Source organism: Chitinophaga fulva (assembly GCF_012927205.1).
Classification (GTDB): Bacteria; Bacteroidota; Bacteroidia; order Chitinophagales; family Chitinophagaceae; genus Chitinophaga; species Chitinophaga fulva.
The window spans coordinates 686,344-700,684 of the sequence record NZ_JABBGC010000002.1; the positions used below are offsets into that span (position 1 = coordinate 686,344).

Annotated in this window: 13 protein-coding genes; 6 read left to right on the plus strand and 7 right to left on the minus strand. The window is 49.3% G+C overall.

The window, feature by feature from the left end; translation table 11 throughout:
* The first annotated feature begins 3 nt into the window (after positions 1-3).
* Entirely contained in the window at positions 4-645 is a 642-nt protein-coding gene (locus HHL17_RS19275; RefSeq protein WP_169226436.1) for a phosphatase PAP2 family protein, read from the plus strand.
* Position 646: 1 nt separating this feature from the next.
* Here the strand turns inward: HHL17_RS19275 and HHL17_RS19280 are convergent, their stop codons facing one another.
* The 3 genes from HHL17_RS19280 to HHL17_RS19290 form a co-directional block, all read right to left on the minus strand.
* A complete protein-coding gene (locus HHL17_RS19280) occupies positions 647-1,153 on the minus strand; it encodes a hypothetical protein (RefSeq protein WP_169226437.1) in 507 nt (168 codons plus the stop codon).
* Positions 1,154-1,552: 399 nt separating this feature from the next.
* Positions 1,553-2,362, minus strand: coding sequence for a phosphatase PAP2 family protein (locus tag HHL17_RS19285; protein WP_169226438.1), 810 nt, complete (start codon positions 2,360-2,362; stop codon positions 1,553-1,555).
* A 53-nt stretch (positions 2,363-2,415) separates the two neighbouring features.
* The gene (locus HHL17_RS19290; RefSeq protein ID WP_169226439.1) at positions 2,416-2,934 is read right to left on the minus strand and encodes an FUSC family protein; all 519 of its coding nucleotides are present in this window, start codon (positions 2,932-2,934) and stop codon (positions 2,416-2,418) included.
* Between the two features lie 105 nt (positions 2,935-3,039).
* Here HHL17_RS19290 and HHL17_RS19295 point away from each other — a divergent pair, with 105 nt between their 5' ends.
* Together HHL17_RS19295 and HHL17_RS19300 are read left to right on the plus strand one after the other, a co-directional pair.
* Positions 3,040-4,098: a PCMD domain-containing protein gene (locus HHL17_RS19295; protein ID WP_169226440.1), complete on the plus strand. Its 1,059-nt coding sequence runs from the start codon at positions 3,040-3,042 to the stop codon at positions 4,096-4,098.
* Positions 4,099-4,115: 17 nt separating this feature from the next.
* Positions 4,116-4,877 (plus strand): outer membrane beta-barrel protein, encoded by a 762-nt coding sequence (locus HHL17_RS19300; RefSeq protein WP_169226441.1) that lies wholly within the window; start codon positions 4,116-4,118, stop codon positions 4,875-4,877.
* Between the two features lie 71 nt (positions 4,878-4,948).
* Here HHL17_RS19300 and HHL17_RS19305 read toward each other — a convergent pair whose 3' ends face one another.
* Complete coding sequence (locus HHL17_RS19305) at positions 4,949-6,496, minus strand: S10 family peptidase (protein WP_169226442.1); 1,548 nt, start codon at positions 6,494-6,496, stop codon at positions 4,949-4,951.
* A 74-nt stretch (positions 6,497-6,570) separates the two neighbouring features.
* Positions 6,571-7,380, minus strand: coding sequence for a helix-turn-helix domain-containing protein (locus HHL17_RS19310; RefSeq protein ID WP_169226443.1), 810 nt, complete (start codon positions 7,378-7,380; stop codon positions 6,571-6,573).
* A 122-nt stretch (positions 7,381-7,502) separates the two neighbouring features.
* Here HHL17_RS19310 and HHL17_RS19315 point away from each other — a divergent pair, with 122 nt between their 5' ends.
* The 3 genes from HHL17_RS19315 to HHL17_RS19325 are packed head-to-tail and all read left to right on the plus strand — an operon-like array spanning position 7,503 to position 11,476.
* Positions 7,503-8,801: a TolC family protein gene (locus HHL17_RS19315; RefSeq protein WP_262889088.1), complete on the plus strand. Its 1,299-nt coding sequence runs from the start codon at positions 7,503-7,505 to the stop codon at positions 8,799-8,801.
* A 3-nt stretch (positions 8,802-8,804) separates the two neighbouring features.
* Positions 8,805-9,878, plus strand: coding sequence for an HlyD family secretion protein (locus HHL17_RS19320; RefSeq protein WP_169226445.1), 1,074 nt, complete (start codon positions 8,805-8,807; stop codon positions 9,876-9,878).
* Positions 9,879-9,880: 2 nt separating this feature from the next.
* On the plus strand, positions 9,881-11,476 hold the full coding sequence (locus HHL17_RS19325; protein WP_169226446.1) for an MFS transporter: 1,596 nt from the start codon (positions 9,881-9,883) through the stop codon (positions 11,474-11,476).
* Between the two features lie 116 nt (positions 11,477-11,592).
* Here the strand turns inward: HHL17_RS19325 and HHL17_RS19330 are convergent, their stop codons facing one another.
* The gene (locus tag HHL17_RS19330) at positions 11,593-12,726 is read right to left on the minus strand and encodes a TlpA family protein disulfide reductase (protein WP_169226447.1); all 1,134 of its coding nucleotides are present in this window, start codon (positions 12,724-12,726) and stop codon (positions 11,593-11,595) included.
* A gap of 30 nt (positions 12,727-12,756) precedes the next feature.
* Positions 12,757-14,337 (minus strand): RagB/SusD family nutrient uptake outer membrane protein, encoded by a 1,581-nt coding sequence (locus tag HHL17_RS19335; protein ID WP_169226448.1) that lies wholly within the window; start codon positions 14,335-14,337, stop codon positions 12,757-12,759.
* Positions 14,338-14,341 lie beyond the last annotated feature (4 nt).

Here is a 14,341-nt window from a genome sequence, read left to right on the forward strand (position 1 = left end):
TGTATGCAACAGCCAACATTCGCGCAGCGGCTGCTGCAGGTGTACCAGCAGCTGAAGATGCTGATATGGCCATTTATCGGGCTGGTGACCATTGTGCTGATTTTCCGCAGTATTTACAGCCGGGAGGAGGTTTATTTTTATATAAACCGTTTGCATACCAGTTGGGGCGACTGGCTGTTTCCCCGTGTCACTGAACTGGGAAGCACGGCCGCTTGTGTGGTGCTGACAGTACTGTTGTTTTATTTCAACAAACGACAGGGCGTTGTGCTGGCAGCGGCCTACCTGTCTAATTCCATGGTCAATTTTGCGCTGAAGTTTATGGTCGCTTTTCCCCGGCCACGCCGTTTTTTCGCAGAGCGGCTGCATGATATCTATTTTGTGCCAGGGGTAGAGGTACTGGATAATTTCAGGAGTTTCCCTTCCGGGCACAGTGTATGTGCATTTACAGCGGCCACTGTACTTTCCTATTATGTCAAAAATAAATACTGGTCGTTGGTATTTCTGCTGCTGGCAGCCATAGTTGCGTATTCCAGGATGTATATGAGCCAGCATTTTCTCGAAGATGTTACGGCCGGTGCTACAGAAGGGGTGTTGTTGACCATGTTATGGATTACCCTGATAAAAGATAAAGCCCCTGCTAATTGACTTAGGTTTCCTGTAGCAGTATCTGGTAAAGCAGGCCTGGTTTCAGTTCTGCCGTGTCTATTCCGCCTACGTGTGGCGAAGGGGGAGGTGTATGCCTGTAATACTGGGGAGCGGGCGTATAACGTGCCCAGATGATTTCGTGCCCGATATAAATGGAGGTGCTGCCTTCCTGCACATGATCGGTGTGTCCGAGCTGTCTTTCATCGCCGGGTGCTATATTTTCGATGATGCGTATGCTGCTGGTAGTGCCGATGGGCGTACGTACGATCTGCCGGGTGGCTACTGTCACGAAACGATGGGAAGACATGTTGCGGACATTGCGCAGATACCTGGAGATGGTAAAGGCACTGTTGGAAATACCCGTGATGGTCACATCAGCGATGGCATCGTCACCTTCCGGCGGTGCAGGCGACGCAGGTACAACGGGCGTGGCGAAGTTGCCGACCAGGTAGACAGCGTATGCTACAACACAGATCATGATAAAATAAAGGGTCAGTACAATGTACATAAGAGGGTTAAGGTTAAGTCGTACTGACCAAATATACTACGACTTGATTCTCCAAATGTAAATCTGATGTTAACGTGGTGTTATTCGGATAATATTATTTTCAGTATAACAGATGCAGAATTAACATCACTGCTTTTTTGCGGGGATTAACAATTGACTCACAAAAAAAACAGAAAGAAACCCCCAATTTTGCCTGACGTTTTTTTAGGGTGTTTGTAACCTTGTGCTGTCTTTAGTTTTAGTAAGTGTCTGTATTACCCCTATTTTTATGAATATTTGGTTGTTACCGCTTCCGCACAAACGGCAGTCGTGCTATATGCGTGCAGGTAATAAGCGCATGCCGGGAGAGTATCGCTATTGCTGGCGTTCAGCCTGTATAGCCATGAATGGCTATGGGGGTTAACGGCCAAAGAAAGCGATGCTCAGCCCGGCGCTGTGCCATTGAGCGTTGTAGTAAGGTAAAATAACCGTAGATGCGTGCCTGTTAGTATCCCTGAAGAGTTTGCGTTGTATCCACGGATACACCCAATACGCTGCTTTGGTACTGAGGATACCGAAGCCAGCGCCGGCCACCACATCACTGAACCAATGTTTATTATTGTACATTCTTAAGGCGCCTGTTGCCGTAGCGGCAGCATAACCGGCTATGCCGTACCAGGGAGAAACATCCTTGTATTCCTGCCGCAGAAATTCTGCCGTAGCAAAAGCTGTCGCCGTATGACCGGAAGGGAAAGAGAGATTGTCGCTGCCATCAGGGCGGGTTTCATGGGACGTGTGTTTTACCAGTTCTACAGAACCGGCGGTGAACACGGCGGAAATACCCAGGATGATGGTGCGGTCACGGAAATTGTGTTTGCCATGTATGCCGGCAGCATTGAGCACATAAACGGCTGCTGCGGGCGCAAACTGCAGGTAGCTGTCCACACAGGTATGAAATCCTGCATGGTCTTCCTGTATTTCTTTATTGGTACTATGATTAAGATCGGAGAGCGGATGCCATTGTAATGCTGCCACACCATACCCGATCATCACTATCGGAACAACCAGTCCAGTGGCCGTGGTGCGGAAAGCCGGCGCCGGTGAAGGTTTTATCTCCAGGTGAAAAGAATCTTTAACAGCGGTAGCGAGGGTATCGGTTTGTAACTGGGCCTTTACAGGGCTGGTCATGGCGCCCAGGGCCAGGCCAGTGGAAAGTATCATCTTTTTCATGCATCACTCCTTGACCTACCAAAAGTAAAAGCCAATTCTGGAGGAATTCTGTACTACTCGCCTCCACGATCGGTTGTTTTGGACAGGATCATCTCCGCAGTCTGTTTCGTATAACGGTTATGGAAAATAAAGGTGATCAATAGTCCCAGCACACAGCCGGCCAGTACAGAAAGGACCCTTCCTACGGCGGTATCCCACAAATGTGCGCCCGCTTCATGGGTCATTACAATGATGGTGGCTGCCAGCGCGGTGCGGGTAGCGGTTTCCAGGTTAAAAAGGTTACACAGCACCACCGTCACGCATACGGCTACACTCATGGTTATCAGCAGGTTGGGATGAAACAACAGCAGCAAAAATCCCGATATCGCTCCAATCACATTGGCCTTGATGCGTGTAACCGCCAGGGTGACAGCGTCCGAACCGTCAGGAGATAATACCAGCATCACTGAGATCAGCACCCAGACAACATCCGGATAATCGAGCAACCAGGACAGGAACAAGACCACCAGCACACCACTTATACATTTGGCGGCATAGATCAATATCCTTTGTATACGTGTTCTATTCATCATTTCGCAATGTTATGATTTTTGTTACATATACCGTTAAACATATATGTAGGGGATTGAAATTAGATTCCCTACCTTTGCCGCTATTTCGTTAACCAATTGATAACCATGAAACTGCGGAAACTATGCTACGTCGCGGCGCTCGCCGGGTCATTGCAAGCCTGTATCAAGGATGCACCGATGAACCCCGAGGCCGACATTGAAACATTCTCCATCGACAAGAGCCAGCTGACAAGCGATGTATTTATTGACCAGGCCAATAGCACCATCAGGCTTTACCTGACGCCTGAAGCCTACGCGACAGGGATTGCCCCTAAACTAAGCCTGTCCACCGGAGCCACCGTTACACCGGCATCCGGGGACTCCATTCATTTTGATACCGGGTTACGCCAGTATGTGGTGACTTCTGCCAATGGTCTGAATAAAAAGACCTATAAAGTGGAAGTTGTCAACGTAGGCTACTGGAAATGGGACTTTGAAAAATGGATGATCAACGACGATTTCAAATACCAATATCCAATCGATGAGGACAGTGCCGTTACCTGGTCTTCCGGTAACCCTGGCATCGCCTATTCCGGAGTAGATGAAGACCCGATGGCATATCCGCTTCGCGCCACTACCGACGCCTACCATGGCAAATATGCAGCAGAGATGGTGACGCGTGAAGGTACGGTGCTTTCCGGTTGGGTAGGCATCAAATTGTTTGCAGGATCTATGTTCCTGGGTGTGTTCAATATTGAGAACGCATTTGCCAAACCGCTGGAGGCTACAGAGTTCGGACAGCCCTATAAAGGACAACCGCTCCGTTTCACCGGTTACTACAAATACAAGCCGGGAGCCCAATACCAGGACAAAGCCGGTACTATTGTCCCTGGTATGATTGATTCCTGCGCTGTTTACGCGGTATTGTACACCGGTACTACCCGCCTTAATGCTACCAACATCCATAATTCCGACCGGATTGTGGGTACAGCCTACCTGCCAGACGGTTCCGCCAGGGAAAACTGGACCCGCTTCGACATTCCCTTTATGATGAAGCGAAAAGTTGACGGCAATGAGAAATTGATGATGGCCATCGTAGCATCTTCCAGTAAAGACGGCGACAACTACAAAGGCGCTATCGGTAGCCGCCTGGTACTTGACAGCCTCGAAATCGTTCACGAATAAAGACCCGTAATCAACCCATGAATATAAAAACGAAAGGACTGCTGGCCGCCCTGTTGTTCACAGCAGGACAGCTCTCCGCCCAACAAAGCGATAAAGAAGGACCAGCCTTTAAGCCTCATCTGGAACACCGGATCATGGCTGGATTTAACTTCGGCGCCACGGCGCCGGTAGGCTTGCCTAACACCATCCGGAAAATCAACAGCTACTGGCCTGAATTCAGCCCTTCCCTGGGTTATGAGCTTGGCTACCGCATTACACCAAAATGGGGTGCCTCCGTGGGTGTAAAACTGGATTATAAAGGAATGGGCACCAAAGACCAGGTGCTGTATTTTCCTACCATCATCACTACCGAAGATGGCGGTACCTTTGCCGGCGACTTCTCCGGTAAAAACCAAACCACGGTCCGCAATGCTTATGTGGTGTTCCCGCTTAGTGCCACCTTTACCCCCGATAACAAATGGCGCTTCAATCTTGGCGGCTACGCTGCCTGGCTGTTCAGTTCCAATTTCTATGGTAGCGTATCTGATGGTTATATCCGCAACGGCGGACCTACCGGCGGAAAAGTAGTCATCGATCATGCTACCTTTGATTTCGGAACAGATGTCCGCAAATTTGACATCGGCCTGCAAGGCGGCGCTCTGCGCAAGGTGGGAAACAAGCTGGAAGTGATGGGTAACCTGAACTGGGGCTTGAGGCCAGTATTCGCCAACGAATTTAAAGGCCTTGACTTCCCCTTGTACAATATATACCTGACACTGGGAGTGGCGTATAAAATCTAACTATATAAAGAGATAAAAAAGAAAAGAGCGAAGACGTCATCTGTCTTCGCTCTTTTCTTTTTTATACGGTACTAATATTTTGCTGGCTGACCGGCTTTCGGGAGAGACTTCCGGATAAACTCCCGGATATCTTCGTTGCCCGTTGCCAGGTCATCTTTCCGGAGATACATCATATGCCCGCTGCGGTAGCCTTTCCAGGATAACCGGTTTTTCAGCCGTCCGCCGGGATCAAGTTGCCACATGCTGTATTTCGCATTGAAATAATCACAGGCTCCGTCATAGTAGCCTGACTGTATCATCACATGGAGATAGGGATTAGCCGCCATTGCCTGACGAAGGCTTTCGCCGGTTTTGTCGTTGCTGCGGTCCCATGGATGCACCGGGCCAAACATCATGTATTTAAGGTCTGTACTGAATTTCAGCTCATCCCGCAGGTAGATGTTCATGGCTGGCGTAAAAGCATGCAACCAGGATGTCAGTTCAGCATTGTAATCCGGAGAAGCGCCGGCATCTTCCTTATCCTGTCCGAGATAACGTGAATCCAGGCGGCCTACGGTGTAACCACGATCTCTAAGCAGTTCCTTCCAGAAGAAATCCACCGGTATGTTGAGGTTGTGTTGCAGCACCACTTTTTCAGAGAGACCGGAATAGCGGGCCATGCGGGCCGCAATGTCTTTCCTTTTCTGTTCATCGAGGAAGCCGCCCTGGCTGATGGCTGGTATCAGTTCCTGGATGGTGAAGTTCTCCACTTCCGGCAGTACGGCTGTCAGGTCTTTCTGCTGCAGATCGGCGCCCAGGGCTTTATGGTACCATGCGGTAGCGGCGAAATAAGGCAGTGACAGTGCTGCATCTACCGGTCCGCTGCGTGCAATGCCCAGATCGGTAGGCGATACCAGGATGACGCCATTGAGGTACATCCATTGCGCATTTTGCAGTTCCAGCGCCAGACCAGACACCCTGGTGGTGCCATAACTCTCCCCGATGAGGTACTTGGGCGAAGCCCAGCGGTTGTGGCGCGAAACGAACGTGTTAATCCATTCGGCGAGGTATTTTATATCGGCATTAGTCCCGAAGAACTTCTCCCGGGGCGCGTCTTTATTAATCCGTGAATAGCCGGTGTTGGCCGGGTCAATATAAACGATGTCTGCTATGTCGAGAATGGACTGTGGATTTTCCCGTATGCCGTAAGGCTGCACGGGATATCCTTCATCATCAATATTCAACAGGCGGGGGCCGGTGTAGGCGATCTGCATCCATACGGAAGGGGTACCGGGTCCTCCATTGAAAGATATGACCAGCGGACGGGAAGCACGATCCTTTACGTCTGTTCTTTCATAATAGGTGTAGAAAAGTCCGGCGACTGTTTTGCCGTCCTGGTCCCATACAGGCTGCGTGCCGGCAATTGCTTTATAAGGAATCTTCTGTCCTTTAACGGTAACATCGTGGTAGCTGGTGACAGCGGTGTCCGGGCTGAGAGAAAGTACCGGGTTGGCACCGGTGATGTCTGCTTTAGCCGCCGGTTTGCCGGAAGGCGGCGCCTGCTGGGCCTGTACTGCGGATGACAGGCTGGTGAGACCAGCCACCAATAAAGGCATCCAGGCCTTGTTGAATACGCTCATAATTAGATCAGATATTTGGTGATAAGCTGTTGTAGGCTGCTATTTATAACCAAATATCCGGAAATCCAAACCGGTCATCCCTTTCCTGTTTCCTTTGGCTGGAAGTCGGAAGGACGTTTACCCACCAGTTTAAAGAAGGTATTGCTGAAAGCGGATACGCTGTTGTAGCCGGTGTCCCAGGCAATTTCGCTGATGGTCTTTTCTGTCTCCAGCAGATAGCCCATAGCTTTGGTCATACGGGCCAGTTTAAGGTATTGGAAAAAAGAGATGTCCATGGTAGACCGGAAAAGCCGTGTCAGGGTGCGTTCGCTGATATTGAACTCTGTGCTGATGGTTTCAAGTGTCAGCGGTTCGCCCAGGTTCTCGTTGATATACCGCAATACGGGCTGCAGCCGTTTATTGTCTGTAGTAGGCAGGTTAATCGGCAACGGGGAGGTGCTGATATCCGGCAGGATGTTTTTAATGGCTTTTACAAAACGATAGCCATTGGAACCGGGCAGCACGTCTTTGTCCCATTTGGTGGTATACAGTATCATCTCCAGCAGCAGGGTGTTGACCGGATAGATCCCCGTTTGACGATAAAACGGGACCTGCTCATCATCTTCATCTTTAAAGAAATAGATAGTGCGCACAAAGTTGGCCGGATACCGGTGCGCAAAATAGTGCTCCACGCCAGCGGGCACCCACATGTAGTGCCTCGCAGGCAGGAAATAGGTCTTATCTCTTGTATATAAAAAAGCTACGCCGCCCTCAACATAGGTGAGTTGTCCTTTGTTATGTTTATGGAAGGGAAAGTGATGCTCCGTTTTCCAGTGCCATATGTAGGCGGATTCCGGTATCCTGTCCACTTGCTCGATGATCAGTTCTGGTTTAAATTCTTCCATTTGGCCGGATTTAGCAAATTAATGGCAATTTATAACAAATAATTTAACCTAGATGAATTGAACTTTGCATCCTCATCAGAATCAATATGTTTTCAATTAGAAATAGATGGCTTGCGGGAATAATGCTCTCTGTATTATTTGCCGGCAAAACAGCCGTTTGTCAGAACCCTGAGCAAAGCCCCTTAACGTTAACGGATGTATGGAATAAGGCTGCCGTGTATAACAAACAATTACAGATGCAACAGCTGCGGGTGGCTGGCGCGCAGCAACAGGTCAAGGCTGCAATGGACGAGCGGCTGCCGGAGATAAAAGCCAGCGGTTCCTATTCAAGGGTGTCCAATCTGCCGATGTATGAAAGGGGCATTTTCAACACTCCCACACAGTTTCCGGTCGTACATCAGTCGTACTCCGTTGGCGCGGATGCTTATCTCAACGTATACAATGGCGGCAAAACGTCCCGCGAAATCACCGTCAGGCAAACGGAGAGCGAACTGGCGGCGGAACAGCGTAACATGACCAACGCGGAAATTAAATACAAGGCAGCAGCCTACTATCTTGATATATACCGGTACCGCAGGTACGAAAAAGTATTGTTACAGGATATCCGTGACCGGGAGAAAGAACTGGAAGAGATCAGACAATTGCTGAAGAATGGCGTGGTGCTGAAAAGCGATGTGTTGCGCGCGGAACTGAAACTCTCCAAACAGAAAATGACGCTGCTGGAAATCAGGAACAGCCTGATCATCGCCAACCAGCGGCTTAATATTATGATCGGGCAGTCGGACAGTATCGACAACCACCTGGCGCTGGACACACTGGTACTGGCTTCCGTTCCGGAAAAAGATTACAATGGTTACCTCGCAGAGGCCTATGAACATGCCTTTCCCTTTAAGATTTCAGAAAAGGAAACAGCCTTGAGTGAGCTCAGACTCAAAGAAGTAAAATCTAATATCCTGCCTAAAGTAGGACTGTTTGCAGAATACTCCTACGCTTATCCGCAGATCCTGTTTTATCCATACGCTATCAGCCTGTACGGCCTTGGGCAGGTAGGGGTAAAGGCCGGATTGCCCATATCAGCGCTGTATCAGAACAAACACAAAAAAGAAGTGGCTAGGATAGCGCTGGAACGGCAGGAGATAGAACACGCCGATACAAAAGACAAAGTCAGGGAAGAAGTACGGGCCGGTTATCTCCGTTATACAGAAGCACTGGAACGTATCCGCGTAGCGCAGGAAAATATCCTGCAGGCACAGGAAAACTTCCGGATCGTGAACAATACCTATTTTAATCAGCTCTCCCTGCTGACCGACCTGCTGGACGCGGAAACACAGCTGCTGCAGTCCCGCTTCGATCTCACCAATGCGGAAGTAACAGCACAATTACAATACTATCAATTATTGAAAGCAACAGGCAACCTTTAATATATGAGCAACACACACACGAACACGAACACTAACAAAACAGACAGGATTATATCGAGGATCACTACCGTGGTTGCCTCCATTGTGGTGATATGTCTCGCCATATGGGGCGTAAGAACGTTGTTGCATCAATGGAAATACGAAGAAACCAACGACGCACAGGTCGATGAGTATATCAACCCGGTAGTGGCGAAAGTTACCGGCTATGTGGAGTCTATCCGTTATGAAGAAAATCAGGAAGTAAAGAAAGGAGACACGCTGGTAATCATAGACAATAGCGAATACGCCGCGCAACAACAGGAAGCGGATGCCGCGCTCCTCAATGCAAAAGCACAGGTGGGCGTGATCCAGAGCAATGTCTCTACTTCTGCTGAATCGGCTAAAGTATACCAATCCCAGATTGCCGCTGCGAAAGCAAAGCTGCACAACCAGGAACAGGAATACGACCGCTATAAAAAACTCTACGATGCGGAGTCTGCGACCAAACAACAATTGGAAAAAGTAGAGGCTGCATTGGCGGTGGCCCGCTCAGACTATAATACCGCAATAGACGCTTACAATGCGTCCCTTGCCAAAATCAATGATGCCCGTGTACAACAAAGCGCGCTGGAAGCTGAAATCAAAAGGAGGGAGGCAGTCGTGAAAAACAGGGACCTCACCGTTTCCTATACCGTGATCACCGCGCCGTACGACGGTAAAATGGGCCGTCGTACGATACAGCCGGGGCAATTGATTCAGGCTGGTCAGACAATGGCCTATATCGTGGACTGGGAAGCCGGTAAATGGGTGGTGGCCAATTTCAAGGAAACACAGATCCGCCACATGTTTATCGGAGAAACAACCAGCATTGTGGTAGACGCTTTCCCGGGAAAAACTTTCACCGGAAAAATAGAATCCCTGTCAGGCGCTACAGGCAGCCGGTTTTCGTTGCTGCCGCCAGACAATGCTACCGGTAACTTCGTGAAGATAGCTCAACGTATCCCCGTACGGATACGGCTAAACGGTACACCGGAAGAATTGAGAGCGCTTTCCGCCGGTATGAGTGTAAACGTATCTGTATCTAAAGCCTGCCACTGATCATGAGCAAAGGCAATCCCATATTCAGGTCATGGGCACCGGAATGGCTGGTCAGACTGACGATCTTCCTCGTGCTGTTTCCTACCGTCATGCTGTTTGCGCTGTCTACTGCCAATATCAGCGCGGCAACAGGATTCTACGGGGTAGAACCGGCAGACATCCAATTTTCCATGCTGTTGTATTACGCTGCCCTTGCCAGCTTCACACCGCTGGAACGCCGCTTTTTCAGCCGCGTGTCCACCAAGGAGTATTTTCTGATATGCCTCGTATTGCAGGTGCTGATCAGCTATGCGTGTTATCATACCCGCTCGCTGACGGTCCTCTTTGCAGGCCGCTTTCTGCAAGGGGTGGTGAATTGTGGCGTGACCAGCATCTGTCTGACATTACTCTTCGGGCGACTAAAATCAGAACACGCCCGGGAAACAGGATACGCCATTTTTTACACCATGATCCTGTGCTCGGCTTCCCTGACGTCCCTGGTGACGGCGCCGCTGGTAGACAATTTCGAATACAATGTCTTGTACAAAATGATCATCTACACTTTTGTGCCCGGCGGGATATTGTTACTGCTGCTGATGAATAAAGTGCACCTGGTCAGGAAAACACCGCTGTACCAGCTGGACTGGGCCAGCTTCTTCCTGTACAGCCCCATGCTCATTTTGATTGGGTATGTGGTCACCTATGGGCAACAGTACTATTGGCTTCAGGATGACACGATTGTCTGGAGTCTCATCGCTATTGTCTTCCTGGCTATTGTATTTGTGGCAAGACAACTCACGCGCAAGCGCCCCTTTATACACCCGGAGATGTTTCAGTCGAGGGCCTTTCTGTTCGGTATTTTTCTGCTCGGTATGTTGTATCTGATCAGGGGAGCCTTTTCCATTACCACCAGCTATTTCTCCACGGTACTGGGCATGGACCCGATCAATCTGTACGAACTGCTCATCTATAATATTGTGGGGATTATCCTGGGAGCAGTTATCTCCGGCAGGCTGATCATCAAAAAACGTCCGCTTCAGTTTATCTGGCTGGCCGGTTTTTTCCTGTTGTTATTGTTTCATGGAGGGATGTATTTCCTGTTCGCCTCCGAAGCAGATATGAATACTTTTATCATACCGCTGCTGTTACAGGGGATGGGTGCTGGTATGGTGTTTACGCCGATACTGCTGTTCACCATTTCCTCGGTGCCAACAGAGCTGAGCCAGTCGGCGGCAGCTGTGGGTGTATTTACCCGCTTCGCTTTCTTTGGCATCAGTACCGCGTTGATCAACTATTTCTCGTTGTTTTATTCCGGTACACATGCCATGCGTTTGAGCGATCATGTTTCCCGGGCAGACAATGGTTTGCAGGAAAGGCTTAATCTGTATCAATCTGCCTTAGGTGCACGGGGCATGCAGCCCGATATGGCAGCCCGTGCGGCTACAGGGCTATTGGATAAAGCGGTTAAGAAACAGGCCTTCCTGAAATATGCGATGGATTATAATGAGATGGTGGTGATGCTGATCCTTGGATTGATGCTGTTGATCATTATGGCGCCGTTCATTAATCGTACGATCATTGACGTGAAAGCCAAACAGCCCGCTGCGGCTACATTCTAGCTTTATATGAAGAGGAAAAATATAATCAGCTGATTTTGATTATTATATAGCTATTAAAAGAAAAGACGCATGAACTGCGTCTTTTCTTTTTTTGAAATGGTTGGTATTGATGCTTACTATGGCAAAAGCTCTTTTAGTTTTTTATCCAGTGCTTCTCCTTCGAGTTTTTGTGCGATGATTTTGCCTTTCGGGTCCAGCAGGAACAGGGTGGGCAGTACTTGTACATTGAAGGTATTTTTAGATACCTCGCCTTTATCATCGTGGGCTTGTGGCCATGGATTGTTTTCATCTTTCACCGCTTTAAGCCAGGCGGCCTTATCGCGATCGGTGGAGATGCTCAGTATCTCAAAGTTTTTGCCTTTGTATTGTGCATACAGCTCGCGCATGTGCGGGAAAGCAGCGCGGCAGGGACCACACCAGCTGGCCCAGAAATCTATCAGTACGTATTTGCCTTTGTAGTCGGAAAGCTTAACGGCTTTTTCCACTTCGTTCTTCAGCGTGAAATCCGCCGGCGTGGCGCCGTTGACACTGAGCTTGCGGGCAGCGATTTCTGTTTTTATGGCTTCGCCTTCACGCAGCGCTTTTATGGCTGGTGTGAGTTGCTGGTACAGGGCTGTCAGCGTTTTACTATCGAGTGAGCCGCTGTTGCGTTGCAGGATAACGGCTGATGCGTAAGAACCGGGGTTCTTGCTCACATAACGTTGTACCAGTTTACTGGTGATAGTTTTCTCCAGGGTCTCCATTTCTGCTGCAGCGGCGGCATTGGGATTTTTGCCGTAGAGGCTCTTCATAACATCTGCGCCATATTTCTGCTTCATCGTTGTTTCGATGCCGTCAAAGGTTTTATCCATTTCATCAGTAAAGGCGGCATATACCTGTTGCGCGGCGCCGTCAATGGATGAGTAATGGGTACCGGTGCTGTCTATATGGGCTACCACATGATAAGTGCCGGGCTTGTCGATCAGGATGGCCTGAGGAGCGTAACCGCCACGTACTTTTGAATCATACAGCGATGCGAACAACTGCCGGTAAGGCGCTTCAAAAGGTACTTCACCGGAGAAGGTTTTGTTGGTGACCGTCATAGAGTCGTAGCGGTCCGGATTACGGGAGTACATGTCTATGCGGTCATAGCCGCGGGTATCACCGACAACGGTTCCTTTAATGACAACGGTCTTTTGTTGTGCGTAAGCTCCTGTGCTTAATGCGGTGAACAGCAGCAGGATACGGGCGCTGGTTGTAATTTTTTTCATATTAACTGATTAAATGGTTGGCACTGTAAGTTAATCCCATTCCGGGTTTTGTTTCAATTCTTTCCCTGCGGGATATTTATTCAGCACATCCAACGGAATAGGGAACATGTACATTTTAGGCGCGATAAATACCCTGTCTTCAATCTTGGAACGGGTGTAGGTACGTTTGCCGTTGGTTACGGTGATCACCATGCCATATACTGATCGTCCGAGCAGTTCCGGCCCTTTTTTCCAGCGGCGTATGTCAAACCAGCGTTGTCCTTCAAAGGCCAGTTCCACAGTCCTTTCCTGTTCATATTTTTCCCAGGTCATTTCTCCGGTGAGGATAGCAGGCATGCCAGCACGGGCACGGATCAGGTTGACGTACGTGCGTGCCTCCTCTGCATTACCCAGTTTCAACTGACACTCAGCGTAGTTGAGATATACTTCCCCCAGCCGCATGATGATGCAGTTGTTCAGATTAGGATTGGATATCCCCTTCAGATCGTAGGTGGTGTCCAGGAATTTTTTGAGATAGTAGCCGGTGGCGGTACCCCGCTCTGATGGATTGGCGGCGCTGCCTTTCTGCAAATCCAGTATCTCACCACGGAACATCATGCCGTCATACAATACGCTGCTATAAAGGCGTGGGTCGCGGTTTTCATAAGGACGCTCTGGATTATACAGTGTAGATTCATTCCACGGCTTGCCGTCTTTCATCATAAACGCATCTACGATGTTTTGGGTAGGATCGTTAACACCACTGGCGAAGCCGGTGAAGTTGCGTGGATACTCATAATCGTTCAGATCATGTTTTTGTTTGCTTTGCAGACTACCGAACTGTTTATCGAAAATGACTTCCACATTATTGTCGTTCCCCGGTTGGAACATGGATTTGAAATCGGGAAACAGCTTGTACTGGTTGAGGTCCATCACCTGTTTGGCAGCGGCAGCAGCCCCCTGGTAATCCAGTTCATTGAGCAACAGCCGGCATTTCATGGCGTAGCAGGCGCCTTTTGTGGCGCGCCCTGTTTGTGCCTTGTCTGTGTAGGTGGCGGGAAGGAGCGTCGCGGCTGTTTCCAGGTCTTTCAGGATAAAGTTGACGCATTCTTTATTGGTAGCACGGGGGATGGCTAATTCATCATTCAGTTCCAGTGCTTTGTCGACAATCGGAAATGCACCGAAATAAGTATAGATGTCCATGTAAAAGTAGGCGCGCAGGAAATAGGCCTCGCCGCGCATCCTTTGTTGCAGCGCTGCGCTGAAAGGGGCGGACTGCAGTTGTTCCAGCAGCGTGTTACACTTACGGATGCTCGCGTAGTTGTTGTTCCAGTTATCGATAAACACGCCGGTGGCGGAATTGTATTGTGCGAAGTTTACCAGTTGACCATCCAGATAAGGGCGGTTGGATTCGCCTTCGTCGGTATAGCTCATTATCAGGTCACTGCCACCTCTGTCGTACTCAGAGATAATACCGGAGTAGATATTGGCGATGTAGAGATTTACCAGGCTACTGTCCTTCCATATAAGCTCATCAGTAAACCTGTCTAATGGGCCTTTGTTCAAAAAGCCCTTCTGGCAGGCAGTCAGACAGTAAGCGGTGAGCAAAAGGAGATATGCATATTTTTTCATGATG

What these genes read in the sequence shown, in the direction of transcription:
- HHL17_RS19275 (WP_169226436.1), top strand. Translation starts at nt 4, where the DNA reads ATGCAACAGCCAACATTCGCGCAGCGGCTGCTGCAGGTGTACCAGCAG.
- HHL17_RS19280 (WP_169226437.1), bottom strand. Translation starts at nt 1,153, where the DNA reads ATGTACATTGTACTGACCCTTTATTTTATCATGATCTGTGTTGTAGCA.
- HHL17_RS19285 (WP_169226438.1), bottom strand. Translation starts at nt 2,362, where the DNA reads ATGAAAAAGATGATACTTTCCACTGGCCTGGCCCTGGGCGCCATGACC.
- HHL17_RS19290 (WP_169226439.1), bottom strand. Translation starts at nt 2,934, where the DNA reads ATGATGAATAGAACACGTATACAAAGGATATTGATCTATGCCGCCAAA.
- HHL17_RS19295 (WP_169226440.1), top strand. Translation starts at nt 3,040, where the DNA reads ATGAAACTGCGGAAACTATGCTACGTCGCGGCGCTCGCCGGGTCATTG.
- HHL17_RS19300 (WP_169226441.1), top strand. Translation starts at nt 4,116, where the DNA reads ATGAATATAAAAACGAAAGGACTGCTGGCCGCCCTGTTGTTCACAGCA.
- HHL17_RS19305 (WP_169226442.1), bottom strand. Translation starts at nt 6,496, where the DNA reads ATGAGCGTATTCAACAAGGCCTGGATGCCTTTATTGGTGGCTGGTCTC.
- HHL17_RS19310 (WP_169226443.1), bottom strand. Translation starts at nt 7,380, where the DNA reads ATGGAAGAATTTAAACCAGAACTGATCATCGAGCAAGTGGACAGGATA.
- HHL17_RS19315 (WP_262889088.1), top strand. Translation starts at nt 7,503, where the DNA reads ATGCTCTCTGTATTATTTGCCGGCAAAACAGCCGTTTGTCAGAACCCT.
- HHL17_RS19320 (WP_169226445.1), top strand. Translation starts at nt 8,805, where the DNA reads ATGAGCAACACACACACGAACACGAACACTAACAAAACAGACAGGATT.
- HHL17_RS19325 (WP_169226446.1), top strand. Translation starts at nt 9,881, where the DNA reads ATGAGCAAAGGCAATCCCATATTCAGGTCATGGGCACCGGAATGGCTG.
- HHL17_RS19330 (WP_169226447.1), bottom strand. Translation starts at nt 12,726, where the DNA reads ATGAAAAAAATTACAACCAGCGCCCGTATCCTGCTGCTGTTCACCGCA.
- HHL17_RS19335 (WP_169226448.1), bottom strand. Translation starts at nt 14,337, where the DNA reads ATGAAAAAATATGCATATCTCCTTTTGCTCACCGCTTACTGTCTGACT.